This is a genomic window from Paenibacillus sp. YN15 (assembly GCF_003285005.1).
Classification (GTDB): Bacteria; Bacillota; Bacilli; order Paenibacillales; family NBRC-103111; genus Paenibacillus_AR.
Map to the genome: position 1 here is coordinate 74111 of NZ_QMFA01000015.1, position 25119 is coordinate 99229.

Sequence of the window (25119 nt, forward strand, 5' to 3'; positions counted from 1 at the left end):
CCGAAAAAGTGGGGGGATGGCAGGAATAGCGAAAGCCTGCTTCCGTTATTCCTGTATGAGCACCCAAAACCGGAGCATAGCGGAAACTTGCTTCCGTTATTTCCGCTATTGCAGCTGTGTATTCTAAGAGGGCGGGAGGGGGACAACATGAGCGAAGCCATCATTGAAAAGATCACCCGGCTGCGGCCGCTTCTTTATCATTTCACCCGGATTGCCAACCTGGCCTCCATCATCCGGACCAACAGCCTGTTGTCCGCAAGTGTCCTGCATCCCCAATCCACTGGCGAGCGGCGCACAAGCCCCGTGGAGGTTCCCCCAAACAACGGGGAGGCCTCGGCCGTCCTGAATCCCCATCTGCGCATTGCCGACAGCATGATGGCAGAGGGGGTAAGCCAGGAGGAGTTCCGCTGGTGGCTGAACCGGCATGTATTTTTCTGGCCGACTGCCAGGGATTGCCGCCAGATGCTGCAGGTATACCGACGGCGTGAGCCTGCCGGGCGCTTCTGCGTGCTGGCGCTGGACACTCGCTTGCTGCTGGCTGCCCATTCCGCTTCCGCCCGGCTTACCAAGTACGACTCCGGAAGCTCGCCCCGCTTCCCCCACCGGTGCTCCTACCGCAAAAGCCCGGAAATGTTCCTGCCCCTGGACCGGTTCGGCAGCAGCGTCAGGACGGATACACCTGCCTCCGTTCCGGAAATCAAGGAGGTGCTGGTGGACGGCCAGGTCAGCGGAGTTTCGCAGCTGCTGCGTGCCGTTTACTCGGATGCGGACGAAGAATTGCCTGCGGACTGGGATCATCTGCGGCAGCCTTTGGAGGCCTTGTAGCTCTCCTCCCGCTCCCTATTTCGTGCAATACCCAATATTTACGGGTTTTTTGGCGCTCCTGCAAGAAGTGGGAGTGCTTTTTTGCGTGGAGACGGGTGCCCAATCCGGAAGGGATTGGCTACAATAAAAGCGGATGCATGCAGCAGAAGAGAAGTGTAGGAGACTGCAACGCTCATAAGGGGAGAATAGAATGAAGCGCAAATTTGCCTATTCGGTATCTGTCAGAATGAAATTCCTGATCTATTTGGCGCTCTTGTCCAGTGTGCCGGTAGCCCTGATGGGCTGGTTCGCGGCGGCATACGGCAGCCAAACCGTGACGGAGATGACCTTTTCCAGCAATGCCTCCATCCTCAAAAACCTGGAGAAGGAAATGAACGGCGAGTTTAAGAAAATCGACAATCTGTTATTGCAATACTCCTATCAAAATTCGATTTTCAACCAGATTGTAAAGACCGATCTGAGCTATGAAAATTACTCCATGATCTGGGATCTGTACAATACCTTGAACAATCTGCGCAGCGGGCTGAATCATGTGGCCGAGATCGATTTTTATAACATCACCTACGGCAAGCTGCTTACACCCGGCCAGGGGGTGTTGAGCGAGCAGGAGTTTCAAGACCCCGAGGTGCTGAAGAATGCCCGCGATGCCGTCAACGGCACCTGGGTCAACACCAGAGTCAATATTAACGGGCGGCTGCCGGGACGGATGCTGGCGTATACCCGCCCCATCCAGAACAAACAAACCTGGAAGATCGAAGGAGCGATTATTGTCTATCTGGATGCGGAGGCCATCAGCCGGACCATGCTAAATGCCAAGGACCCGCGGACCGAATACTTCGTGCTGGACAGTCAGGGGACTGTGCTGATGGACTCCCGCACAGAGCGGATCGGGCGGACCGTCGAAACCTCCTCCCGGCTTCTGGAGGCTCTGCCCTCCGGCGACGGGGCGCAGGAAGCCGAGTTTGAAATTGACCTGAACGGCACCCGGTCGCTGATTAACGGCCAGTATTCCCCGTACCGCGATTGGTTCTATGTGTCCGCGGTGCCGTTGGAGCTTTTGACCCAGCCGTCGGTACATCTGCGCAATATCCTGCTTTTCATCAGCCTGGGGCTGGTGATCCTGGCCTTGGCCCTGGCGGTGGCCGCCAGCAAAAGCCTCTATTCACCCATCCAGCGGCTGACCAAAAGGATCTTCAGCCACGGCAAACCCTGGAAGGAAAAGAATGAGTTCCGGCTGATTGCCCGCTATATCGATTCGGTGGAGGAGGACAATGAAGCCCTCCAGGAGAGATTCCAGGCATCCATGGCGGAGATGCAGAATCATGCGCTGTTCCAGCTTCTGCTGGGCAACCTCAAGGATTCCCACTATCATGGAGAGTTGGATTTCGGCAATAGAGGGGAAATCGCTCTTTATCTGGTGGAGCTGGACCAGCTCCAACTGGAGCAGCAGTTCTCCCGGAATGATCAGTTTCTGTACTATTTTGCGGTGCAAAATATTACGGAGGAAGTCCTTGGCAGCCATGGCCGCGTGAAAATCATGATGATGCGGCCTGGTTTGTTTGCCGTTATTCATGAGACCGGGGACTCCTCCGGAACAGCGGCTCTCCGCAGCCGGGGAGAAGCGGTGCTGGATGCCATCCGCACCTATCTGAAGCTGCCCTGCGTCATCTCCGCCAGCTATTCCCCCGGGGGGCTGACGGGCTTAAGCGACGCGTATTCGGAAGGGATAAAGGCGCTTACCTACAGCTTTATTTACGGACATAACCAGGTGATCCTGTGCAATGAATTGGACCCCTCCTACTCTGCCGAGGCCGATGAGCTGGAGGCTTATGAAGCGGATATTCTGCATGAACTGGAATCCGGACGTCCCGAGGCCTCGGAGGAGCGCTTCAGGCAGCTGATAGAGCTGATCCGGGACAATTATTCCCTGCTGCCCGAGGAGATGTTCGGATATTTCGCCGGCCTGTCCGGGAAATTGTGGAATGCGGCAGACAAGCATGATGGGCGGGCGCTGGCGGACGCGCCGGTGAAGGAGTGGATTCTGGAGCTGGCCAAGCAGCGGACCCTTCAGGAGGTGGAGGCCTTCTTCCGCACCGGGTTGTTCCAGCGTCTTCGCACCGTTGCAGGCAAAGCAGCCAAGGAAAGCCATGAGGAGCAGCTGATTGCCCAGGTGACGGATTATATTCACGGCCACTATGACGAGGATTTATCCCTCCAGCTGTGCGCGGACCTGGTTTCCCTGAATACCTTCCAGCTCAGCCGTTTGTTCAAAAAGATAAAGGGCGTCAATTTCGTCGACTATGTTATCGACTACCGGGTAGGCATTGCCAAGGAGCTTCTCGCCAACCCGGAGCTGAAGGTGCTGGACATCTCGGATAAGCTGCGGTACGGCTCGGTGAAGAGCTTCATCCGCCTGTTCAAAAAAGTAACCGGCATCACGCCGGGCAGCTACAGGAAGCAGCTTTTGCAGGAGAAAGAATAAATATTGCAAAATAGGCAACCCTCCCGGCTGCCAAACACCCTTTTTTTGCAGGAGGTTCCCCGAAAAGTACCCGAAATCCGCTTCAGAGCTTCGCTTCACTTCTGGGGGATTACTGTAAATATGGTGTATTGAGCCCATCTCCCCCATCCGTTACGATGAGTCCACAGAAGGGGGGGAGAAAACATGGAAGCGCAAAATCAGATCGGTTGCCTTGTTGAAACAAAGGCGGCGGGTAAAAGAACGCGACTGGCCAGACGCATATTAAAGGAGCGGTATCTGTGGCTAATGGCACTGCCCGGCATCCTGTATCTGCTGATATATAAGTATGTGCCCATGCTGGGTGTGGTCATTGCATTCCAGAAATATGTGCCATCCAAGGGTTTTTTGCAGAGCGACTGGGTTGGGCTGGATCATTTCCGCCGCATCTTTGAGAGTCCCGATGTGGGGCGCTATTTTATGAACACGATCATCATCAGCTTCTACCAGATTGTATTTGCCTTCACGATTCCGATTGTGATCGCAATCATGATCAACGAAATAGCCAGTCCGCTGATCAAACGGTTCATTCAAACCGCTTTGTACCTGCCGCATTTTTTGTCCTGGGTGGTTGTTGGGGGCATCTTCTATCTGCTGTTCAAAAGCGATGGTTCGATCAATACGATGCTCGCATCCTGGGGGCTGGACCCTATCAATATTTTGTCCAACAAGGACACGTTCCGGGGGATGCTGGTGCTGCAGGTGATCTGGAAGGAATCCGGCTGGGGCACGATTATTTATCTGGCCGCCCTGACCGGGATTGACCCTGAGCTGTATGAGGCAGCGAAGATCGATGGAGCGGGGAGGATTAGGCAGATCTGGCACATTACGCTGCCGGGCATTAAATCAACGATTGTGATGCTGTTCATACTGCGGCTGGGCAGTGTGCTGGATGTGGGCTTCGAGCAGGTGTACCTGATGCTCAATTCCTCGGTATCCCAGGTGGGCGAGGTGCTGGAGACTTATGTCTACCGAGTGGGCGTGGTGAACGGCAACTTCAGCTTTACTACGGCGGTGGGGCTGTTGAAGGGTGTTGTGGGGATGGTGTTGATTGTTTCGGCCAATACTCTGGCGCGGCGAATTGGCGAGAAAGGCATCTATTAATAAGTATAACTTGTGAAAGCGGGTGTCCATTTTGTATAAAAAGTTGAAAATCGGTCTCAGTATGATTCTCTCCCTATCCGTGTTGTCTGCCTGTTCCGGCAACGGTGGCGGCAGCGAACCTAGCGGGTCCGCGGCTTCCCCTGCCAACGGCAAAGCCTCTCCCGCAGCGGAAAAAAAGCTGAAGATCCGGGCGATGAATATCCTCTACGGCACAGCACCGCCGGAGAACGGCTCCGGGAAAAAAGCGCTGGAGGAACGCTACAACATCGAATATGAATATATTCCTGTAGCGGCCGCAGAGTACAACAACAAGCTGGGGGTAACGCTGGCATCGGGCGATATTCCGGATACGCTCTTGTTTCCCGGCCTGGATAATATCTACTTCAACGCCATTGACAACAACCAATTTATTCCTTTGGAAAAATACCTGGAGGATACCAAGGAATATCCCAATTTCGCCAAAATACCGGAGGATCTCAAAAAGGTGTTAACTTACAATGGCCATATCTACGGCATTCCCCGGTTGAGAGGGGTACCCGGCCATACCATTGTGATGCGCAAGGATTGGCTGGATAAGCTGGGGCTCTCTGTTCCGACCACGTATGACGAACTGTATACAGTGCTGAAGGCATTCAGGGAGAAGGACCCTGACGGCAACGGCAAGACGGATACCTATGGATTGGCGATGGGAATGGGCGACAACGGCTTAATCGGGGTAAACGCTGTTACCACGGGCATGCATGGCGGTTCCGGCGCTCCCAACACTTGGATCGAGGACGGCAAGGGGGGAATTATCCCCTTGGAATTTGCCCCGAAGGCAAAGGAATCCTACAGCTTCTATGCCAAGCTGTACAAGGAAGGCATCATCGCCAAGGATTTCGCCATCAAGAAGGATCAGCAGGTGGAGGATGACTTCATCCTGGGAAAAGCCGCGGCCAACGGCAGCAGCACCTATACGTTCTACTCCACTTCACGTTATGAAAAGGCAAGAGCGGTTGATCCCAAATTCGAACTGGTTGCCTTGCCTCCGCTGAAGAATGCAGACGGCACACAGGGTTATTTGAAGTTCCCCGGGTACTTCGGCGTGTTCACCATCTCCACCGAAGCAGGCAAGGATGAGGCGAAGGTGAAAAGGATTCTGAAGATGCTTGACGATATGATCGGTGATGAAGGAGCAACGTTTATGCGTTGGGGGATTGAGGGAACTCACCATAAAACTGAGAATGGAGTAAAAACTCTCACCGACCTGGGCAAGGCCGAGGGACCAAGCGGCTATGGACTTACCAATCCTCCGGCAGCGGGGGAATGGATATACGGGGGTACGGATACGGAGGAAACCCGGAAGATGCGGGATACTTCCTTTAAAGTGGCGATGGAAGGCTCTCCTTTTCTGAACCCGATTGAAGGTCTCTACTCGAAAACCATGGCCGAAAAGGGTGCGGACCTAAACAAGTTTGTTGCCGACAGAATCGCCAAGATCATCATGGGCGAAGCACCCGTGGACAGCATCGACAAATTATTCGAGGAGTGGAAGGCGCGGGGAGGCAGCCAGGTGATGGAGGAATATACCACGGCCTGGAAGGCCAGAAAAGCCGGGAAATAAGCGAAAGTACGGGGAAAACGGCAGCGGTGGCCGTGCTTTATGTGTCGGCTCCGCCTGCCGCAGCCCGGGAAGGTAAGGTGGCAGAGATGTCTCAATCCAGAAGATTTGATCTTTTTTTTAACAGCTTCAATTATCTTGTGTTAGGATTGATTTCGCTCTTGACGCTGCTTCCCTTTGTCAATGTGGTTGCCCAATCCCTGGCAAGCACGGAGGAAGTGGTGTCGGGAAGGCTGATTTTTTGGCCCAGGACCTTTGATTTATCCTCGTACAGTTATATATTTAATACGGGGATTTTTTTCACCTCATTGAAAAACACAATATGGATTACAGTGGTGGGAACGATGGTGAATATGATCGTGACCTCGCTTACAGCATATGTGTGCTCCAGAGGGAATTTCAGCGGCAGAAGACTGGTGCTCCTGATGATTCTGTTCACCATGCTGTTCTCCGGCGGCATGATTCCCACCTTCCTGGTGGTCAAAGCAACGGGGCTAATGAACTCCTTGTGGGCGCTGGTGATTCCCTCTGCCGCCTCCGCCTTCAACATTCTGGTGATGCGGGAGTTTTTCGAGTCCATCCATGAAAGCATCATTGAATCGGCCACCATCGACGGCTGCAATGACTTCGGCATCTTCGTGCGGATTGTACTGCCTCTATCCCTGCCTGCGCTGGCGACCTTTACCCTGTTCTACGCCGTGGGCAACTGGAACCAGTATTTTTCCGCCATTCTGTACTTGAACAGATCGGGCTTGTGGCCCTTGCAGATTCTGCTGCGCCAGGTGGTGCTGGTGGGACAGTCGGATATCTACTCGACCATGGCCAATGACGAGGTGATTCCCCAGCCGGTGACCATCCAGATGGCTACCGTGGTATTGGCCTCCCTGCCTATTGTCATTTTGTACCCTTTTCTGCAAAAATACTTTGTGAAGGGTCTAACCCTGGGTTCAGTGAAAGGGTAGGGATAACGACTTCAGAAGGAGTGGAAGAAGTGAAGCAATTGTTGGCAAGCCGATTGGATAGGTTGTCTGAGGAAGCGAAGAAGGCTCTTATGGGCCGCTTCGCTCCTTTTCCGCGAGCCGGGGAGCGGGAGGCCTGGGAGAAGCTTTCTCCCGAGCTTAAGGGGGAATGGATCAGGGAGGCCAATACGCTGCTTGGCCTTGTATGGGCGCCTCTGCCGGCTGCCGCTTGGCTGAAATTCAACCGGGAGGGCAACCGGACTGATTTTGAAACCATGTATTTCCGGCGGCGGGGGGCTGTGGCCTGTTTGGCGCTGGCGGAGTGTATGGAGGGTCAGGGACGGTTTCTGGAAGAACTGGCGAATGGGGTATGGGCTGTCTGCGAGGAAAGCTCATGGTGTGTTCCCGCCCATCTGTATTTGTCCCCGAAGCAGGGAGAGGCGGGTCTTCCCGATCCCGACGAGCCGCTGGTCGATCTTTTTGCCGCAGATACGGGAGCGCTGCTGGCTTGGGTGGTTTATCTGCTTCGGGATCAGCTGAACGGGATCAGCCCGGTTATTGTTGACAGAATCAAGCGCGAGGTAAACCGCAGGATTCTGACGCCGTATCTGTCCAGGGATGATTTCTGGTGGATGGGCTTTGGCGGGCGGGAGCCGAATAATTGGAATCCCTGGTGCAATTCCAACTGCCTGGCGGCGGCTTTGCTGCTGGAGGAGGAGCCGGAGCGGCGGCTGGAGCTGATCGGGAAGGCCGTTGTTACTCTGGACCGGTATGTGGAGGTGCAATATGAGGATGGAGGCTGCGATGAAGGCGTCCAATACTGGGGAGTTGCGGCCGGAAGTCTTTTTGACTGTCTGGAGCTTCTGTTTGCCGCCACTGCCGGGGAATTATCGGTGTATGACCAGCCGCTCATCGCAAAGCTGGGGCAGTATGTTACGAAGATGTTTATTGACGGGAACAGGTTCGTCAACTTTGCCGACGGCGCTGCCAAGGTGAACATGGATTTCTCGCTTGTCTATCGGTATGGCCGCCGGATCGGCGATGCAGCCTTGGCGGCCTTGGGCCTGTGCGGACTGGAAAGCCAGCCTTTACGCAGGATCAGTGCGGGCGGCAGCCAATTGAGGATTCCTCTCTTCCGGGAGCTGGCGGCCATATTCCCCGAAGAAAATCCGGAGGCGCCGGATGCGGGGGAAAAGCAGCAGATGTATCTCCGGGAATCCTGGCTTCCCGCGCTTCAGGTGCTCACGGCCAGAGAGCAGGGGGGAAGCGCGGATGGCCTGCATCTGGCCATAAAGGGCGGACATAATGATGAAAGCCACAACCATAACGATATCGGCCACATTTCCGTTGCTCTGGACGGAATGCCCATTTTGGCCGATGCGGGCGTGGGAACGTACACGGCCCAAACCTTTAGCCCAAGCCGGTATGAAATCTGGACGATGCAGTCGGGCTATCATAATGTGCCGGTTGTGAACGGAACAGAGCAGCAGGCGGGCAGGCAGTACAAGGCCGATGTGCTGGATTGCTTTTGCGGTGAAGACGGGGCTTTTGTGGAGCTGGAGCTGGCCCGGGCTTATCCGGCGCAAGCGGAAATCATCTCCTGGCGGCGCAGGGCAGCCCTTCGCCGCGGAGCGGTCGCCTGCATCGAGCTGACGGATGACTATGAGCTGAAGCAGGTTGCCGGTCCGGTATTATGGACCTTTATCTGCACCGCTCCGCCGCAGCTTGCACCCGGCCAAATCCGGCTGCGTCATCCGGAGCTGGGCAGAAGCCTGCTGGTTGCTTATGATGCTTCCCTTCTCGAGGCCTCATCCGATGTCATTCTGCTGGATGATCCCAAGCTGAATAACGTATGGGGACCGAAGCTTTACCGGCTGACGCTGGCTAATCGTACAAACGAACGGATTGGGCGGGTATCCTTCCGGATAACCGTTGAAGAATAAAAATCCGCTCGGGCCGGAATGGACCAAAGCGGATTTCGTGTCAGGCAGGCGGCTATTGCTTGGACGGGCTTTGCACAGAGGCATAATATTCGGCGAAAATATCGGCGAAAGCCGCCGCCGTCCGTTTGTTTTCCTCCAAGGTATTATTGACGCCCCCAAATTCCAGAAGCAAGCTGTGGGGCGAAAGAGACTGATTGTATTCCCCGTTCCCCTGATGCGCGTTCTTGACCAGAACGCCCCGGGAAAGACCGGGGTATTTTTTTTCCAGCAGCTGGTTCAGCTCTTCGGCGAAAGCGGCATTGTCCGCATAGTTGGGATTGCCCGTGCCGATAACGAACATGATCCGGGCATAGGTTTTGCCGTTGATGGTGGCCGTGGTCTGGCTGTACGGCACATCCGCGTCCCTGTGGATGTCGAAGAAGTAGGACAGGGAGGGAGTTGTTTTTATGGCCTCCTGAATGGTCTTGCGCGACTCGGAGTAGGCTTGGGCATAAGAGAGATTTTTCAGAACCAGCCGCCCGGCAATGTCGTCATTGGCGGTGATGGCGGGGATTCCCTTCTGCTGGAGAATCTGCCCCAGCTCCAAGCCTACCAGGGTAATATTGGTTTTGGCGTCGTCCACCGAGGTGCCGGATTTGTTGGCGGCTACACTCTTCCAGGATTCACGGTTGTGGGTGTGGTAGATGTAAACCTGGCTGTCTGCACTCTGGCTTGCGCTGCCGGACAAGGTTGTGGACGTTACCACCCATCCGGCAATGTAGGCGGGTTTTCCGTCGGCCAGGGCCACCTTGTACCAGGCTCCTTCGGTGCCGATGGCGGTATAGGTTTGGCCGGGCTGGGCTTTTGCCAGGATGGCGCCCTCCAGGCTCGGCTCCGCCCTGACATTGGTGACATCGATAATGTTCAGGATGATGCGGGACTGCTGCTCCGGCTGCTCCTGAGCGATGGCCGGGCTCTCCTCCGGCTGGCTTTCGGCAGTCTCCACCACCCAACTGGCTATGTATGCCGTTTTATCCTCGGCCAATAAAACCTGATGCCAGTCGCCCTCCGGCTTTGCCACAGTTTTCAGAATGGCGTAGGTTTGCCCTGGCTGGGCCTTCTTCAGCACAGCCGCCTCCAGGCTGGGGCTTTGGCGTATATTGGTGACGTCGGTGATCCGGACCAGCCGTTGGGGAGCGGCGGAGGCTTCAGCGGCCGTTCCGGATATGTCCCCGGATGAAGCCGAAGCAGCGGAAGGCATCCGGACAGCGCCTGCGGCGGCTGCCCACTGGGAGCCGTACAATGATCCGCACAATAGTCCGGCAACGACAATTCCACACAGAAAATGATGCCGCAATCGCAAGAGTCGAGTCCCCTCTCTGATAAATGTATGTATGAGAACACAATTCGACGGCGTGCGCGGTATTCCTGCTTGCAACGGGATAATGGGCGCGTCGGAGGCCGAGAAACGGGACATCATTCCGGAAATAAAGCTTTACCCTTCATTGGGAGAAGCGGTAAACTGTATATCAGATTGAGCCATGGGAAGGGAGCCAGATTATATGAGCAGAAACATAACCATTTTCATTGCCGGGGATTCTACCGCAGCCACCAAGCAGCCGGACAAAAAACCGGAAACAGGCTGGGGGGAGCGGCTGCCGGATTTTTTTACGGATCAGGTGGAGGTCGACAATAGGGCCATAAATGGCCGCAGCTCCAAAAGCTTCATTAACGAGGGACGTCTTCAGCAGGTCGCCGAGGCCATCCGGGAAGGCGATTATTTGTTTGTCCAATTCGGGCACAATGACGAGAAGCCCAATGAGGATTTGCATACGGAGCCGGATACCACCTACAAGTCCTATTTGACCCAATACATCGAGGTGGCCAGAAAGGCCGGAGCCTATCCGGTGCTGCTTAATTCCATTCACAGAAGGGCTTTTGACGAAGAGGGGCGCATCAAGGACAGCCACGGAAGCTATCCTCCTGCAGTACGGGAGCTGGCCGCCGAGCTTTCGGTGCCTTTTATCGATATGACGGAGCGGAGCCGGGGGCTTCTGGAGAAGACGGGAGCGGAGCCAAGCAAGGACTTCTTCCTGTGGTTAAAACCGGGCGAAACCCCCAATTACCCGAACGGCCTGGAAGACAATACCCACTTCTCGGAACAGGGAGCCAAGGAGATGGCACGATTGGTCGTCGAAGGAATAAAGGAGCTTCAATTGCAGCCCTTGGCAAGCTTGGTGAAATAACGGTATAGAGTAGCCCCGCTCCCGGCGGGGTTTTTGGGTGTTGGAGAGTGTCAGAAAAAATTAGAGAGGAACCAAAACATGGACAATCCCTTTGACTGCATTACGGAGTTTATGTTTTTTGAAACCGGGCTTGAACCTGCGGATGTGATTCTGATTCCTGGCGGAAGTCATCCTCAGCCCATGGAAAAGGCGGCCGAATTATACCATCAGGGAATGGCTCCGTACATTTTGCCGTCAGGCGGCCCAACCAAAAACGTTTTATCTACGGAATGGGAATTCCTCCGGGAGGTGGGGATCGCTCTCGGTGTCCCCGAAGAAGCCATCCTCAAGGAAGACCAGGCCACCAATACCTTCGAAAACTCCAGACTTTCCTGGAACGTTCTCCAACAGCACGGCATCCTTCCCCAAAAGGTAATCTTGGTATGCAAATCCTACCATGCCCGGAGGTCCTTACTGACCTATCAGACCGTTTTCCCGCGGTCAACCAAGTTTATGGTATGTCCGGTGACGGACAAAACAGGCATAACCAAAAACAACTGGTATTTGGAGGAGCAAACAATCAAAAAGGTCATGAGCGAATTGACCAAGGTGGGCCAATATTTTGCGCACCATATTCCCAATTGGGTTCAATCCAACGCTCTATAGTACATACGAAAGCCGCCGTTTTCCCCGTCATACACATAACCGTTTGCGGCGTAAAAGGAATTGAGGGTAGGGTTGTCCGCAATACAATCCAGCCTCATCCATTGTTTGCCGGGGAAGCGGATGCCGGAGGTGCACCAGTCCAGGATGGTCCGGCCCAATCCGGTGCGGGCAAATTTACGGTGAACAGCCAAACGGTGCAAATAGACGGCTCCATCGCCATCAAAGGCTTTGTCTCCCCACAGCTCCCGGTCCCATTGGCTTGGTTTGCTCAACAGCATGACTATCCCGGCAATTTCCGGCCTCTGCTTAAAGACAAATACATCCCCACGCCGTATGGCGTCTATGGTGTTGTGGGAATCCTTGCCTTCCAGCAAGCCTGCCCATTGGGGTGAACCGCGGCTTTTCAGCCACTCTGCGATTCCGACCAACAGGGACATCACTTCTTCGGTATCCTCCGGTTGTGCGGCGGCCACTTCAAACTCATCGAGGGTGGCGGATTGAATGATTGTATAGGGGTGTACCATTATTTCCCTCCAATATATAGCCTTCAAAAAGAAGGGGACTTTTTTAGCAGCTCTTGGCAATAATCAGGGTGGGATTGTCCGCCAATGACACTTCTGCCCCGGACGAGAGGTAGCGGATAACCGGGCGCTGCATGTGTTCGGCGATTTTGATCACAATGGCCTCCTGGCCGTCCTGCATACAAATTTTCGTGCCCGGCGGATAGGAAGGGACTGCGTTGACGAAGGCCCGCACAATATCCACACGGTAAGCGCTGTCGCTAAGCGTCATAATATGTTCCATTGCCATATGCGGGGGCATGTCCTTCGCGGAAATCAGCTCTTCGTACAGATTGCAGATGCCGCAGATTTGCGCATATTCGTGGAAGGTGTCTCCCGACAGTCTGCGGGGATAGCCGCTGCCGTCCATTTTTTCCCGGTGCTGAAACACAACATGGGCGGAGAGCAGGCTGAATTCGCGAATGCTCCGAATCAGATTAAACCCGACCTCCGGAAATTCGGCAGGATCTTTCACGATAACCGACCCGATGTTGTGCAGCAGGCAGCCTACGGCCAAATCCCGCATCATGATCTCATTGTAGCCCAAATTCCGCGCCACTTGTAGAGCAAGCAGGGCAACATTCACTGAACGGGCGTAAGGCCGCAGCGGATCGGGCAGCGTCTGCTCGGGAACCGGGAGCAGAACCGGATGATTGCGGATTTCCATCAGGAGCCGTCCAACGGCTGCCAGCAGGCTTTTGATGGGGAAGGGGACGCCTTTTAGGGGCGCGCTAAAGAACTCTTGGACCAAAGCAACCACATCCATCCATGTTGGCACGTCGATCATCTCTTCCAAGGTAATGCCGCGGCTCTCCGAATCCTCCACAACCAGTTGGCGTATGCCGATTTGCAGCAGCTTCTCCAAGTATTTGGGATGGATCACATGACGGGCTGCCAGCAGCACCCGGCGGTGATGATCGAAGATCGGCTTGGCCAGCTGCATGGTGTTGTGGTCATATTTGGATATATGGATTATTCTCATACGGTAACTCCTTATACGGGGGCATTCAAAAGGTAAACATCCAATCAATACTATAACAAAAACCCCACACACAAGGCGAGGTTTTTTCATATCCCCAGAAAGTCCCAATTAAATGAGGCGGATAGTCCGGAAATGCGAGCCGGAATTAGATCATAAGTCATGATCATAAGAATGGTCTTTCCTTGTCCCAGTTGCATATGGAGTTCCGTATATTTTTGGAATAAACTATGGGGAAAGCCTTTCTAAGGAGTGGAAGCATGGAATGCAGCCAAACCATATCGCCCGCGGCAATAATGAAATTCGTTTCGGAATGTGAAGCCAGCAGGCAGATCAACCTCACTCATTTTGCGCTCATTCATAATGATGAAGTATTGGCCAGATTTTGCAAAAAACCATATAAAGAAGACGGGCTTCAGTTATTATTTTCGATGACAAAGTCCTTTACTTCGTTGGCTACAGGAATAGCAATAGATAAAGGATTATTCGCCTTAATAGCACTCATGCCACACACATGCTTTCTGCGGTTATTAAAAAAGTATCCGGCGCAAGTCTTGAGCATTTTTTGGAGGAGCATCTGTTTTTGCCCATGGACATCTCCAAAGCGCAATGGGAGCATTCTCCGGAGGGATTGACGGCAGGAGGAATGGGGCTTAGCTTGCAACCGTCGTCCCTAATTAAAATTGCCCGGATGTTGCTTAACAAAGGAGTATTTGAGGGAAAGCGGATTGTGCCGGAAGCATATATAACGCTTGCTGTTTCTTCACAGGCAATCAAGCAGGATGAGGCGTTGGAAAAGTTCTACTCCGGCAATCAATATGGCTTCCAATTTCATATTTCCCCCAATCATACCTACAGGGCTGACGGTGCATTCGGGCAATTCTGTGTGGTCTGCCCCAAACGGAACTTAGCAATTGTCGCCGTCTCTCAATATACAAAAGCGGAGAGCTTTTTGGCTCTGGCGGATAAGTATTTTATTCAGCATGAAAGGGATACGGACACGGACACAATCTCCTTGCAGCAGCTGCGTGTTTATTTGTCGGGTCTTTCCTTTGCGCTTCCTCCCCAGGAAGGAAAACGAGAGCCTTTTGTCCCATGTTCCTATGCTTTAGAAGACAACGAACTGAATATAAAGGAAGTCGGGTTATCGGCAAGCACGCTACGGATACAATTTTTAGATGGATTGGAGGATGAGCTTGATTTAGATTTTACAGGCCCCGTTTATGGGCAGTCCCATTTCATAAAAGACCTTCATGTGCACCCGCAGGAGCATTGTTTGTTCGCCAGATGGGCGGACCAAGGGGATTTGATGGTAACGGTGTATTATATTGAAACGCCGTATGTCGGGGAGTATCGTTTTCGCTTCATGGACAGCAAGGTAGTGTTCTCATTCAATATCAATGTAAGTATGACACTAAAGGGGTTTACGGTAACCGGAACCAGGATTGACGGACCGATAGTTGCTCCGAGCCGCCGCGACTGATGCACAATCCCCCTTTAATCGAAATAGAAAGGTGTTGGCATATGCAAGTACAATTTTATGAATCGAATACAGTGGAGGATTCTTTATTAAAATTTGCAGTAATTTTCGCTAAGTATCAAGGTATGGATATTTATGTAAGACATAAGGCAAGACGCACTTGGGAGATTCCGGGGGGAAGAAGGGAACTGAACGAGGCCATTGATGAGACAGCACGTCGTGAATTATATGAAGAAACAGGCGCTCGTTCATTCAGCATGATTCCTTTGTCGATTTATTCCGTTACACATGACGGCAGCGAGGAATCCTTTGGCGCTTTATATTATTCCGAAGTGACGGAGATCGGAGAACTCATGTCCGATAGTGAAATTGGGGAAATCTGTTTTTTGAATGAGTTACCGGAAGAATTGACGTATCCGGCGATACAACCGGAATTATACAGAAGAGCATTGAAAGAATTATCCCGCGGAATCGGATGATTTAGAATATGATGGCGTCTGCTTCCTAATTATAGAAACAGCTTTGAGGACCCCAGCGTTAAAACCACTAAAATTCCCGCTAATGCGGCCAGTGCATGCGCTTTTTTCCGAGAAAGGCCAAAGCGTCGAGAAACCAAGAAGACGATCGCGTATGGGATACCAAAATACAACAGAAAGGCGACCAGAGAGTACGTTAACCAGAACGTTATTTTTTCGGATGTACTATTGAGCCCTATGTCCACTTCCATACCCACTCCATTCAAATTGTCCTCACCTCAGTCACTCCCCGTATGTACCTCTAAATACAATTCTCTTTTGCCTATTCATCTCCTCCTTTTGGTTAACGATTCGACACGAAATTGCAATTCGCATATGGCTTCATACCTAAATCTAAGATATATTTAAGACATAGACTTTGTCCGGCCAAGGAGCGATAATATGAGCTTTGTTTTGTATGTTATATTCGGAGCAATAGAAATATTTTCAGTGTTTGCTTTAATGTTCAAAGTGTTTTCACTGCCCTATCGAGAGTACCTGAAAGAGATTGGCATCATGTCTGCGCTGGTTACTTTGAGCTCATACTTGCTAAGGGTTTATTTGGGAATCGATATGATTGTGGATATGACCGTTTCCTTTGTCATGCTGATTCTCTTTATGCGGTATATGATAAGGATCAAACTGTTCAGAGCAATCATGATTTCATTAACCTATTTTGCATATGCCATCATCAATACCGGCACTTTTCTTATCTATTCCCTCTTCGGACTTAACTCCGATGCGGTCATTAACGATTCTTCCAGCCTAGCGGCTTATGCGGTGCAATTTACTTCTTCAGTCATCGCCGCAGTGGTTGCCTATCTCATTTACAAACGGAATTTGGGATTCAGTTATATAATCCGCCCTCCCCATGACACATTCGTGAAATCCAAAATAAGCGCCCAGGAAATGAGGGTGATTTTGCTTGTGGGAGCGTCCTTTCTGGTGTTTTTTATGACCGTATTGCTCATTACCCAGAACAAGACATTTGCAGGTTTTCCTGTGGTCATTTTTCTTTATGCAGCATTGCTTTACTTGGCGTACAAAAGAGATATGACCCATGACAGACCCTATTGAGGCAATAGCATTAAAATTGGCTCGTAAGGCCAAAGCATGGGACGACCGCATTACCGCCTCCGATGATGATATTGCATATTACCTGGCCATCGAAATTAATTTCTGGGGAGTTGTTATGATCTCCGCGGCTATTGGAGCGGTTACCGGGACATTGCCAGGAACGATCATAGCGATTTTCACCTTATGGATTTCACGTTTTTATACCGGAGGAGCTCATGCCCCAACACTTTCGGCTTGCTTTGTTTTCAGTATCTTTGTGATCACTGTTTGTTCCTCAATGGATATGCCCAATATTTTGTTGCAGTTAATAAATATTATTAATTGCGGATTGTTGATTTGGTATAATAAAAGAAGGCTAGAAACTGGCGATCAAGGACGTATATATATAGGGATAATCATCTCTGCAAACGCTTTGTTTTTATCATCTGTGGTTGGCTCCGTCATCTTGGTGCAGTTATTAACTCTACAGGGAGGTGACACCAAATGAAAAAAATCATCGCTCAAATCATTGCAGCACCTGCTCAAAAAGAGGCCCCGAAGCTTATTTTCGGACTTCCTCAAAAAAAGAAATGAAGGACCTAAACAGTCTGCAGTTACCATGTATGGATCAATCGGGAGAATGCTGCTATGTCCCGGTTAATGACGTTTGGACAGTCGGACAAGACGACAACAAAAAGCAAACCATCATTTTAACAACCAAAACAGCAAAATATTTATTTTTATTGCGTGGATCGTTGGAAAGTGCAAGCAAATTTTTTGCGCAATTTGGCATAGAAGAAATAAATGCCGGTACGCTTGTTCGTATGGAGGCGTTGAGGTTTTATAATAGAGAAGATGATTTGGTAAGATTAGAGAATGGTGAATTGATACAAGTTTCAAGAAGGAACAGAATAAAAGTGAAACATTTGCCGGAGCCGCCTTCTTAAAAGGACGGCTCTTTATCATGTTGTCTTGCATTTGTCAATAACCAATTTACCATGGTAAGTTGGTACGATACAGCATGGAAAATTTATGCTATATTAATTGCATGAAAGCGCAAAGGACTGCAAAAATCAATGCAACATTCTTGCAAGTAAAGGAAGAGCGGGGGAAGTATGCATAATATCCTGATTGTAGACGATCACCCGTTAATGAGAAACGCAACACGGGAATTATTAATAAACATTGATCAAGTCGGGGAAATCCAAACCGCGGGAAATGGGAAGCAAGGAATCGAGAAAACAGGACTTTATCGTCCCGATCTTGTCATCATGGATTACCATTTGTCGGATATGACGGGAATAGAGGCGGCTAGTGCGATTTTAAAGGGTTTCCCAGACACCAAAATTCTTTTTGTGACTGGTCTGGATATTAATCCGTTATTGCAGAAAATGATGGATACGAAAGCTCATGGAGCAATTACCAAAGATGCCGATCCTTCGACCATCAAAAATGTAGTGAGTTGCATTTTGTCAGGTCTAACGGTGTTTCCGCCCATCATAGAGAAAACGGCTTCTCCCAATGAGGTTATAGCGGATTTAAACCAAGAAGAGATTTTAATTATGAAGAAGCTTATACGTGGGACAACCTACAATCAGATTGCTGAATTGATTCATATGAGCAGGCGGACAGTGGACAATTATGTGAGAAGGATATTCGACAAGTTGGGGGCAAAAAACAAAACCGAAGCTATAGAAAGGTTTGTGAGGACAAAATATTACTAAAAGTGTGTATATAAGAAAACCCGCACCCCTTTATACAGCAAGGGTTTGCGGGTTTTTTTAACGTCCCAGGAGGGATTCGAACCCCCGACCGACGGCTTAGAAGGCCGTTGCTCTATCCAGCTGAGCTACTGGAACATATGTGGCGGCGCGAAGTTGCTTCGTAATGCCGACAAGTAATGATTATAGCCGAAGGCGCCTTATAAATCAAGAGTTAGTTGCACGGGAGGCGGATCGGTTTTTTCTTTGTTGGGCTGATAGGAATGGATGAGCTCCGGCCCTTCGTTGCGGACGTTGCCGACGGCGGGCGAGACGGGATACAGGTCCATACGGGAGGAGTCGTATGGTACAAGCAGGCTCGTCAAGTCCGCAGGGGATGCGGAGCTGTCCAGCCAGTCCTTCTGATGCTCCCGCGGGAGAATGACCGGCATCCGGGGGTGCAGCTTTTCCGTAAGGGAATTGGCGGCTGTTGTGATGATGGTGTAGGTGGAGATTTTCTTCCCGTCCGGGGATAGCCAGGTATCGTACAGTCCGGCGAATGCAAAAACCGGGCAGTCCTTCACCACAATGCGGTAGGGCTGTTTGACGCTGCCCTGCTGCTGCCATTCATAATAGCCGTCAGCCGGAATGAGGCAGCGTTTCCTCTGGAAGGGCGTGCGGAAAGCAGGCTTGTCCCGGAGGGATTCGGCTTTGGCGTTGATGGTTTGAAAGCCAATTTTTTCGTCCTTGGCCCAGGCAGGGATCAACCCCCAGCGGAGCTGCCCCATGCGGTTGCGGCCGCCGTGGGAGATAATGACAGGGCCCATTTGGGTGGGGGCCATATTGAACCGGGGGAGTATGAGGGGATAATCCATGGCATCCTCTATGCCAAACATCTCCATCAGTTCCTCCCAGGTGACGATTAGAGTATATCTGCCGCACATTCTGATCCTCCTCCCGCGGTATCTTGTCGAACGGAACTCAAGCAGACTGCTGGTCCGCGTCCCAGTCCTTGCAGACATCCACCCAGCTTGTCCCTCTGGCATATTGATAGATTTCCTCGCAGGTCAGCTCAATGGCGGAATTCAGACTGCCGCAGGCGGGGAACAGGGTGTCGAAGCGTTTCATGGACACGTCCAGATAGACGTTAAGAGTTTGGACCAGGCCGAAGGGACAGACCCCGCCAACCTCATGTCCGGTAAAATGGACAACCTCCTCCGGTGTCAGCATCCGGGCTTTATAGCCGAAGGCGTCACGGAACTTTTTGTTGTCGATCCGTGCATCGCCGGCTGCAACCACCAGAATGGCTCCGCCGTCATCGCTGCGAAAGGAAAGGGTTTTGGCAATCCGCGCGGGGATGGTGCCGATCACCTGGGCAGCCAGCTCTACGGTAGCGCTGGAGGTGTCGAACTCCAGAATATCTCCTTCCTTATTATAGGCACGGAAATGGGCTTTAACATTCTCAATAGACAAAAGAACTACCTCCTCATGCTTTCCGCAGGGAAAGCTGGATCGTAAGCTTGTACAATCTCAAACGGACACAGAATACCTTATTTTCAGCAAAAGTCGGCTTTTCCCGTTTATCCGGACCACAGTTTCGTTATCTCTCGAAAGTTGGCATATTTCCGGGGAAATAATGGCTGCACTTTGCCGGTTCAGTTGATTAAAGCCATTTTAGCACAGGCCGTTCCCGCGCATCAATCGCCAATGGAACTCGAATCCGGCAGAAAACTGTAGCGTTCCCGCCCAGCGGCAGGTAAAATATATAGAAATAATCATATGACATAGGAGAAATGGCATGGAAAAGCTTGTCCCGCAAAGCCGGAGCAATCCGGCATGGAGGCTCGGACCTTTTGCCGAAGGGGTGAAGGATTGCCTCCCTACCGTATTAGGATATTTAAGCATCGGCTTCGCCGCCGGCGTCATCGGACGGACGTCCGGGTTAAGCATTCTGGAGATTGTCTGCATGTCCCTGTTTGTGTATGCCGGCTCCGCCCAGTTTATTATGTCGGGCATGATTATGGCTGGCAGCTCGGGCATTGCGGTGGTGCTCACTGTCTTTCTTGTTAATCTGCGGCACTTGCTCATGAGCGCATCCCTGGCGCCTTACTTCCGGCATTTGCCCATGTGGAAAAATGCCATTCTCGGCGCGCAGCTGACGGATGAAACCTTCGGCGTCGCCGTCACCCGTTTGGAGCAGGAGGGCAAAGGCAGCGGCCGGTGGATGCTGGGGCTGAATATGACGGCGCAAGCCAACTGGGTCCTGGCCACCGTGATCGGCGCGTTATTCGGCCAATGGATTGAAAATCCACAGGAGTTCGGGCTGGATTTTGCCCTGCCGGGCATGTTCATCGGCCTTCTGGCCCTTCAACTGTTATCCCGGCGCAAATGGCGGGTAGACCTCCTGGTGCTGACCGTTGCGGTGCTGTGCACCCTGGTTGGAAGCCTGTGGTTTTCCCCCAGCGTGAGTGTGCTGGCGGCGGTTGTGATCGCTGCCACGGCCGGGCTTCTGGCGGAGGTGCGCCGATGAGATGGGACGTGCTGCTTGTTATTGCGGGCGCCTCCCTTGTAACGCTGGTGCCCCGGGTTTTGCCGTTGTCCCTGCTGAGCCGGGTGGAGCTGCCCGAATGGAGCATGCGCTGGCTGCGCCATATTCCCGTGGCGGTGATGGCCGCATTGCTGGCCCAGGCCCTGTTCGTGCCGGACGGCAGCCTGGAATTCCGCCCGAACAATCTGCTGGCGGCCATTCCCGCTTTTGCGGCGGCATTTTTTACCCGCAGCCTGCTGTTGGCCGTTGTGGTTGGCATCGGTACCATGTTTCTGCTGATGCAGCTGGGTTAGCACCTCCCCCAAAAAAACAACCTTAGCCCGCCGAAAGGGGACTAAGGTTGTTTTGCCGATTGCAGTTTCTTGCGGCCCTCCCGATGGGTAAGAGGCGATTAAAACCAGCCGCTTTTCAAAACGATAACCAGCAGGATATACAGTACGAGGATCATGGCAGTGGAAGTGCCGAGGAATCCAGGTCCACAAGGATTGCAAGCGCCCATTGTTGTACACCCCTCTTTCCTGACCGTGTAGGTCATTTACAGTAGCAGTATATGCATATGCCGCCCCTCAGACTGTGCACATACCTATAGGCATACATCCAACCTATGGGAAGCTGTCCCGACATCGGCTTCAACGAATGCTACAATCCGGGAGGATCCAGCTTGGCGGACTGCCAACGGAGACGGTTCAGGGGAAGAAAACACAGGCCGGCCATCAGCACAAAAAACGCGATAAAATACGGTGAAACCAGTCCCCGCCACTGTCCCGCCGCCACCGGACCGATGAACGAGCCCACAGAGTAGGCGATGGACAGGATGGAATAGGCCCTGCCGTACCGGGAGGCGCTGGTGGAGGCGGCCAGCAGGCTGGCCACAGCCGGGAAGATCACTCCTTTGGCCATGCCGATGAAGAAGAGCAGCACATACAGGGACACGGGAGCCCGGACCGCCATGCCAAAAAACGCCGTTGCCAGCATCAGGCAGCCGGCCATGGTGCGCAGAAGAGGAGGAACCCGGTTGAGAAAGACCATGCTCAGGGACAGGAGCGCCCCCAGACTCACCAGGGAAAAGAGCATTCCCGAATTCAGCACAGCCCCGGTGAGAGCGGAGGCGGAGGCAGGGCCGTGGTTATGATGGTTGAGCATGGGCAGCTCAAAGTAGAGAATGCCTTGGGAGCAGGAGATAGCCATAGGCAGCACAAAAAACAGCCAAGGCAAGCCCGCAGGCTGTCCCTGCTCGGCCCCACCCCCTTTAACCTGCCCCCCGCTGCCGCCGTGACCCATATGATGGGCGTGGCCTGTTGCCGCAAGGGCAGCTCCTCCCGCAGGAAGACGCACATCCCGGATGCCGAAGATGGCCAGGATGCCCGTGATCAGGAGCCCCCAGCCCAGCACGGTAAACGAGGTGGCAAACCCGATTTTGGCAACCAAATAAGCGCCGGCGGCAGGAGACACCACAGAGGCCAGCGTATGGACCAGGCCGTTGCCGGACATAAGCTTGCTCTGATGGACCCGGTCCCGGGCCAGCTTGGCCAGCAGGGTCATGCAAGCAGGGGACAAGAAAGCCAGCACAAATCCGCTGATGGAGCGGATCACCAGGAGCTGCCAGGGGTCCTCCACCTTGGCTTGGAGAAGGAGCAGAACTCCTCCGGCCATCAGGCTGGTGCAGATAAACACCTTGCTGCCGTAGCGGTCCACGCCGATGCCTGCCAGCAGGTTTCCCGGCAGATGGGTGATGGAGTACAGGCCCAGAATCAGCCCGATGAAGGACGGAGCAGCACCCAGCGAAATGGCGTACGGGGAGAGAATCGGATATTGTGCGTGCAGATCAAAGAAGGCGACGAACATAAACAAGTACAGCCATATAGCGGTTTTCACCGGTCCCCCATCCTTTCCTGACAAGCATTGCTTATGTACATGTGTACGTCCGTTGTCCACCCAATATGCCGCCTTCCTCCCGGCAAGTTGGTCCTGTACAGGACAGCCCGATATGGTAAAATAAGCGTGCGTGCAATGAAGTTGGAAAAATGCATAGGGAAGGGCGGGAAGGGAAACAATGGAGCAGCTTCAGGGGTTTTTGCAGGAGCAATGGATGATCGTCGTCATCGCGCTGGTTGTGCTGATTGTGGTGGTCAAGCTGGTGAAGACCGCAATAAAATGGGCCATTATTCTGCTTATTGTAGCGGGCATCTTCGTTTACGGGGCCAATTACAAGGATACACTGACCAATATCAAGGATGCGGTGGTGGAGAATGCGGGAGGCGCTTTGACGGATGCGGTGAAGGAGCAGGCGGCCAAGGCCATCCGCAATGAAGCCAAGGATGCCACCTATACCGCCAATGCCGATGGCAGCTTTACGGTGAAGAGCAAGACTATCCAGGTAGACGGCAAGCCGGGATCGGATACCGTCAAGGTGACCATCGCAGGCCAGTCCTTTAATATGAAGACAGTGGATGCGGTGAATGCCTATCTGGAGGCTGCCCGCGGGAACCAATAGCAGGCAATAAGCTGCGGCCAAGCGGCCTTATGCCTGCATGAACTGCGAATGAGGAGGGAGAGCCATGGACGGCTGGAACTGGGTTACTGTCATTCTGATTGCTGTCCTGGGCCTGTCTGTGCTGCAAGGGGCCAAACGTGGCGCTGCGGGCTCATCCCGCCGGCTGCTGGCGTTGGGGCTGGAGGGGGCCGGTACGGCCATCTCCATTCTTGTGGCCTGGAGGCTGGTCCAGTGGGCCTCTCCCCGGGCCGGTGACTGGCTGGTCTCCCTGGGTATTGCCATCCCTTCCGGTGAGCTGAATGTATGGCAGCAGCTGTATTACACCTTTGTCACCAGCCTGCGGGATTTTTCCCTGATGCGGGGGGCAATCCTGTTTGCTATCGTATATATCGGGATCAAAGGGCTGCTGAACCGCATCGCCTTGCCGCTTCTGAACGTCCGGCTGGACCAGTCTGTGCGCAGCTCCGGCGATTCGCCCGCCTCCCGGTGGGCCAGCGCCGCTGTGGGCGGAGCCATCGGCGTTGCCACAGGTGCGGTGCGCGGGCTTTTGGTAATCGCCGCGCTGATGGTGGTGGCGGTGCTGTTCCCCGATTCGCCGGTAAGCGGGCAGGCGGCCAAGTCGCCGCTGTACCGCCAGGGGGCGGAGCGGATCATTGCCCCTTTAACGGGCAATATGCTCTCCAGACTGCCCGTGTTTACACAGTCGGTGCAGGCCGAATTCGACCAGATCCTAAAGCGCAAGTATGAGGTGCTGGACGCCCATGTGCCCGAGGATGTGGCCAGTGCGGCATTGGAGATTACCGCCGGCAAGGAGACCGATGAGGACAAGGCCAGAGCCTTGTACCAATGGGTGGGCACCCGGGTCAAGTACGACTGGGACAAGGTCCGGCTGTACGAGGAGAAGCGAATCTGGAAGGAGCAGACTCCCGAGGATACCTTTCTTACCCGGGCAGGAGTCTGCATCGACTATTCCAGGCTGTATGCGGCCATGGCCCGGTCAGTGGGCCTGGACGTGAAGGTAGTGACCGGGCTGGGCTCCGACGGCCGCGGCGGCACCGGCTCCCATGCCTGGAACGAGGTTTATTTGTCGGAAAAGCAAACCTGGGTACCCCTGGATTCCACCTGGGTATCCAGCGGAGGCAACTGGTTTGATTCCGCCGATTTTTATAAGACGCATATCAAGGAAGCCTACGGATAAGCCGCGGTTGGCTTGGTTTCATTCGGGGATTGAAAATGAAGGAGAGTGTGCAATGCTGTTGTCACCCGGCCGTTATCAGGCCGTTTTTTTCGATGTGGGAGATACCCTGATGTTCATTCCGGCCGCCCAGGCGGTGATCCACAGACATCTGGCGGAACGGGCCCTCATTCGGGAGGAGGAGCAGATCGGCAGGCTATTCCAGCAGGCTTTCCGTCAGTTTTATTACGAGCGGGAACTGAACCCCGAGGAATGCTGCTCGCCGGAATCCGACCGCCAATTCTGGACGGGGGTATACCGGTTTATGCTGGATGAGCTGGGCGCCGGAGGGGAGTGGACAGAGGAGGAAATCCATCATTCCTGCCATGAGCTGTATGAGATGTTCACCAGTCCGGCCAATTACCGGCTGTTTGATGATGTGGTCGAAACGCTGGATACCCTCCGGGAGCGGGGCTTCCGCTTGGGCATTGTCTCCAATTTCTCGCCGACATTGAAGGACATCCTCCGGGATAAGGGGATTCTCCATTATTTCGATCCGGTGATTGTTTCCACCGAAGTGGGGCTGGAAAAGCCCAATCCCGCCATTTTCCGGCTGGCTTTGGCCGAAGCGGGGCTTGCGCCCTCAGCCGTGCTGTATGTGGGAGACCATGACCTGAACGACCTTTGGGCGCCGCGGCAGGTTGGCATCGACGCTCTTAAAATCAAACGCTACGATTATATGACAGGTGAAGGCATAACCGGTTTGCAGGAACTTTTAAAGTGAGGCTAAGAGC

At 53.1% G+C, this 25119-nt stretch carries 25 protein-coding genes and 1 tRNA gene; 19 read left to right on the forward strand and 7 right to left on the reverse strand.

Going from position 1 to position 25119, the window contains the following annotated elements:
* Positions 1 to 147 precede the first annotated feature (147 nt).
* The 6 genes from DQG13_RS14020 to DQG13_RS14045 all read left to right on the forward strand — a co-directional run bounded on the left by DQG13_RS14020 (position 148) and on the right by DQG13_RS14045 (position 8949).
* Positions 148 to 825, forward strand: a complete 678-nt coding sequence (locus tag DQG13_RS14020) for a DUF7002 family protein (protein WP_113020397.1) — start codon at positions 148 to 150, stop codon at positions 823 to 825.
* A gap of 190 nt (positions 826 to 1015) precedes the next feature.
* Positions 1016 to 3307, forward strand: a complete 2292-nt coding sequence (locus tag DQG13_RS14025) for an AraC family transcriptional regulator (RefSeq protein ID WP_113020398.1) — start codon at positions 1016 to 1018, stop codon at positions 3305 to 3307.
* Positions 3308 to 3490: 183 nt separating this feature from the next.
* The gene (locus DQG13_RS14030; RefSeq protein ID WP_113020399.1) at positions 3491 to 4447 is read left to right on the forward strand and encodes an ABC transporter permease; all 957 of its coding nucleotides are present in this window, start codon (positions 3491 to 3493) and stop codon (positions 4445 to 4447) included.
* 31 nt (positions 4448 to 4478) lie between these two features.
* Positions 4479 to 6050 carry an extracellular solute-binding protein gene (locus tag DQG13_RS14035; RefSeq protein WP_397333971.1) on the forward strand — a complete coding sequence of 524 codons (1572 nt, stop codon included), beginning with the start codon at positions 4479 to 4481 and terminating at the stop codon, positions 6048 to 6050.
* A gap of 86 nt (positions 6051 to 6136) precedes the next feature.
* Positions 6137 to 7009, forward strand: coding sequence for a carbohydrate ABC transporter permease (locus DQG13_RS14040; protein ID WP_113020466.1), 873 nt, complete (start codon positions 6137 to 6139; stop codon positions 7007 to 7009).
* A 29-nt stretch (positions 7010 to 7038) separates the two neighbouring features.
* Positions 7039 to 8949, forward strand: a complete 1911-nt coding sequence (locus DQG13_RS14045; RefSeq protein ID WP_146767151.1) for a heparinase II/III family protein — start codon at positions 7039 to 7041, stop codon at positions 8947 to 8949.
* Between the two features lie 52 nt (positions 8950 to 9001).
* On the opposite strand, the gene spoIIP is transcribed toward DQG13_RS14045, so the two are convergent.
* The gene (gene spoIIP / locus DQG13_RS14050; protein ID WP_181592748.1) at positions 9002 to 10291 is read right to left on the reverse strand and encodes a stage II sporulation protein P; all 1290 of its coding nucleotides are present in this window, start codon (positions 10289 to 10291) and stop codon (positions 9002 to 9004) included.
* A 199-nt stretch (positions 10292 to 10490) separates the two neighbouring features.
* Between spoIIP and DQG13_RS14055 the strand changes: the two genes are divergently transcribed.
* Together DQG13_RS14055 and DQG13_RS14060 are read left to right on the forward strand one after the other, a co-directional pair.
* Positions 10491 to 11174 carry a rhamnogalacturonan acetylesterase gene (locus tag DQG13_RS14055; protein ID WP_113020402.1) on the forward strand — a complete coding sequence of 228 codons (684 nt, stop codon included), beginning with the start codon at positions 10491 to 10493 and terminating at the stop codon, positions 11172 to 11174.
* A gap of 78 nt (positions 11175 to 11252) precedes the next feature.
* Complete coding sequence (locus DQG13_RS14060) at positions 11253 to 11819, forward strand: YdcF family protein (protein WP_113020403.1); 567 nt, start codon at positions 11253 to 11255, stop codon at positions 11817 to 11819.
* On the opposite strand, the gene DQG13_RS14065 is transcribed toward DQG13_RS14060, so the two are convergent.
* Together DQG13_RS14065 and DQG13_RS14070 are read right to left on the reverse strand one after the other, a co-directional pair.
* On the reverse strand, positions 11801 to 12343 hold the full coding sequence (locus tag DQG13_RS14065; RefSeq protein WP_113020404.1) for a GNAT family N-acetyltransferase: 543 nt from the start codon (positions 12341 to 12343) through the stop codon (positions 11801 to 11803). The two genes, DQG13_RS14060 and DQG13_RS14065, sit on opposite strands and share 19 nt — an antisense overlap.
* Positions 12344 to 12386: 43 nt before the next feature.
* Positions 12387 to 13361, reverse strand: coding sequence for an HD-GYP domain-containing protein (locus tag DQG13_RS14070; RefSeq protein WP_113020405.1), 975 nt, complete (start codon positions 13359 to 13361; stop codon positions 12387 to 12389).
* 511 nt (positions 13362 to 13872) lie between these two features.
* Between DQG13_RS14070 and DQG13_RS14080 the strand changes: the two genes are divergently transcribed.
* From DQG13_RS14080 to DQG13_RS14105, 6 genes are all read left to right on the forward strand, one after another.
* The gene (locus DQG13_RS14080) at positions 13873 to 14841 is read left to right on the forward strand and encodes a serine hydrolase domain-containing protein (protein ID WP_113020407.1); all 969 of its coding nucleotides are present in this window, start codon (positions 13873 to 13875) and stop codon (positions 14839 to 14841) included.
* A gap of 41 nt (positions 14842 to 14882) precedes the next feature.
* On the forward strand, positions 14883 to 15317 hold the full coding sequence (locus DQG13_RS14085) for an NUDIX hydrolase (RefSeq protein WP_113020408.1): 435 nt from the start codon (positions 14883 to 14885) through the stop codon (positions 15315 to 15317).
* Positions 15318 to 15755: 438 nt separating this feature from the next.
* On the forward strand, positions 15756 to 16430 hold the full coding sequence (locus DQG13_RS14095; protein ID WP_113020410.1) for a hypothetical protein: 675 nt from the start codon (positions 15756 to 15758) through the stop codon (positions 16428 to 16430).
* Entirely contained in the window at positions 16414 to 16917 is a 504-nt protein-coding gene (locus tag DQG13_RS14100; RefSeq protein ID WP_113020411.1) for an accessory gene regulator B family protein, read from the forward strand. Before DQG13_RS14095 ends, DQG13_RS14100 begins: the two co-directional genes overlap by 17 nt.
* A 115-nt stretch (positions 16918 to 17032) precedes the next feature.
* A complete protein-coding gene (locus DQG13_RS30550) occupies positions 17033 to 17356 on the forward strand; it encodes a hypothetical protein (protein WP_146767152.1) in 324 nt (107 codons plus the stop codon).
* A 168-nt stretch (positions 17357 to 17524) separates the two neighbouring features.
* The gene (locus DQG13_RS14105) at positions 17525 to 18133 is read left to right on the forward strand and encodes a response regulator transcription factor (protein ID WP_113020412.1); all 609 of its coding nucleotides are present in this window, start codon (positions 17525 to 17527) and stop codon (positions 18131 to 18133) included.
* A gap of 61 nt (positions 18134 to 18194) precedes the next feature.
* Here DQG13_RS14105 and DQG13_RS14110 read toward each other — a convergent pair.
* The 3 genes from DQG13_RS14110 to DQG13_RS14120 all read right to left on the reverse strand — a co-directional run bounded on the left by DQG13_RS14110 (position 18195) and on the right by DQG13_RS14120 (position 19582).
* A tRNA-Arg gene (locus DQG13_RS14110) sits at positions 18195 to 18268 on the reverse strand.
* Between the two features lie 62 nt (positions 18269 to 18330).
* Positions 18331 to 19053 (reverse strand): SOS response-associated peptidase, encoded by a 723-nt coding sequence (locus tag DQG13_RS14115; RefSeq protein ID WP_113020413.1) that lies wholly within the window; start codon positions 19051 to 19053, stop codon positions 18331 to 18333.
* Between the two features lie 37 nt (positions 19054 to 19090).
* Positions 19091 to 19582, reverse strand: coding sequence for a YbaK/EbsC family protein (locus DQG13_RS14120; RefSeq protein ID WP_113020414.1), 492 nt, complete (start codon positions 19580 to 19582; stop codon positions 19091 to 19093).
* Between the two features lie 325 nt (positions 19583 to 19907).
* On the opposite strand from DQG13_RS14120, the gene DQG13_RS14125 reads away from it, so the two are divergent.
* On the forward strand, positions 19908 to 20639 hold the full coding sequence (locus tag DQG13_RS14125) for an AzlC family ABC transporter permease (RefSeq protein ID WP_113020415.1): 732 nt from the start codon (positions 19908 to 19910) through the stop codon (positions 20637 to 20639).
* Positions 20636 to 20950, forward strand: coding sequence for an AzlD domain-containing protein (locus tag DQG13_RS14130; protein WP_113020416.1), 315 nt, complete (start codon positions 20636 to 20638; stop codon positions 20948 to 20950). Before DQG13_RS14125 ends, DQG13_RS14130 begins: the two co-directional genes overlap by 4 nt.
* A 346-nt stretch (positions 20951 to 21296) precedes the next feature.
* On the opposite strand, the gene DQG13_RS14135 is transcribed toward DQG13_RS14130, so the two are convergent.
* Positions 21297 to 22532, reverse strand: coding sequence for an MFS transporter (locus tag DQG13_RS14135; protein ID WP_397333972.1), 1236 nt, complete (start codon positions 22530 to 22532; stop codon positions 21297 to 21299).
* A 178-nt stretch (positions 22533 to 22710) separates the two neighbouring features.
* Here DQG13_RS14135 and DQG13_RS14140 point away from each other — a divergent pair, with 178 nt between their 5' ends.
* The 3 genes from DQG13_RS14140 (at position 22711) to DQG13_RS14150 (ending at position 25109) form a co-directional block, all read left to right on the forward strand.
* Positions 22711 to 23151: a hypothetical protein gene (locus DQG13_RS14140; RefSeq protein ID WP_113020417.1), complete on the forward strand. Its 441-nt coding sequence runs from the start codon at positions 22711 to 22713 to the stop codon at positions 23149 to 23151.
* 64 nt (positions 23152 to 23215) lie between these two features.
* Entirely contained in the window at positions 23216 to 24349 is a 1134-nt protein-coding gene (locus DQG13_RS14145; protein ID WP_113020418.1) for a transglutaminase domain-containing protein, read from the forward strand.
* A 52-nt stretch (positions 24350 to 24401) separates the two neighbouring features.
* A complete protein-coding gene (locus DQG13_RS14150; RefSeq protein ID WP_113020419.1) occupies positions 24402 to 25109 on the forward strand; it encodes an HAD-IA family hydrolase in 708 nt (235 codons plus the stop codon).
* The last annotated feature ends 10 nt before the right edge of the window (positions 25110 to 25119 follow it).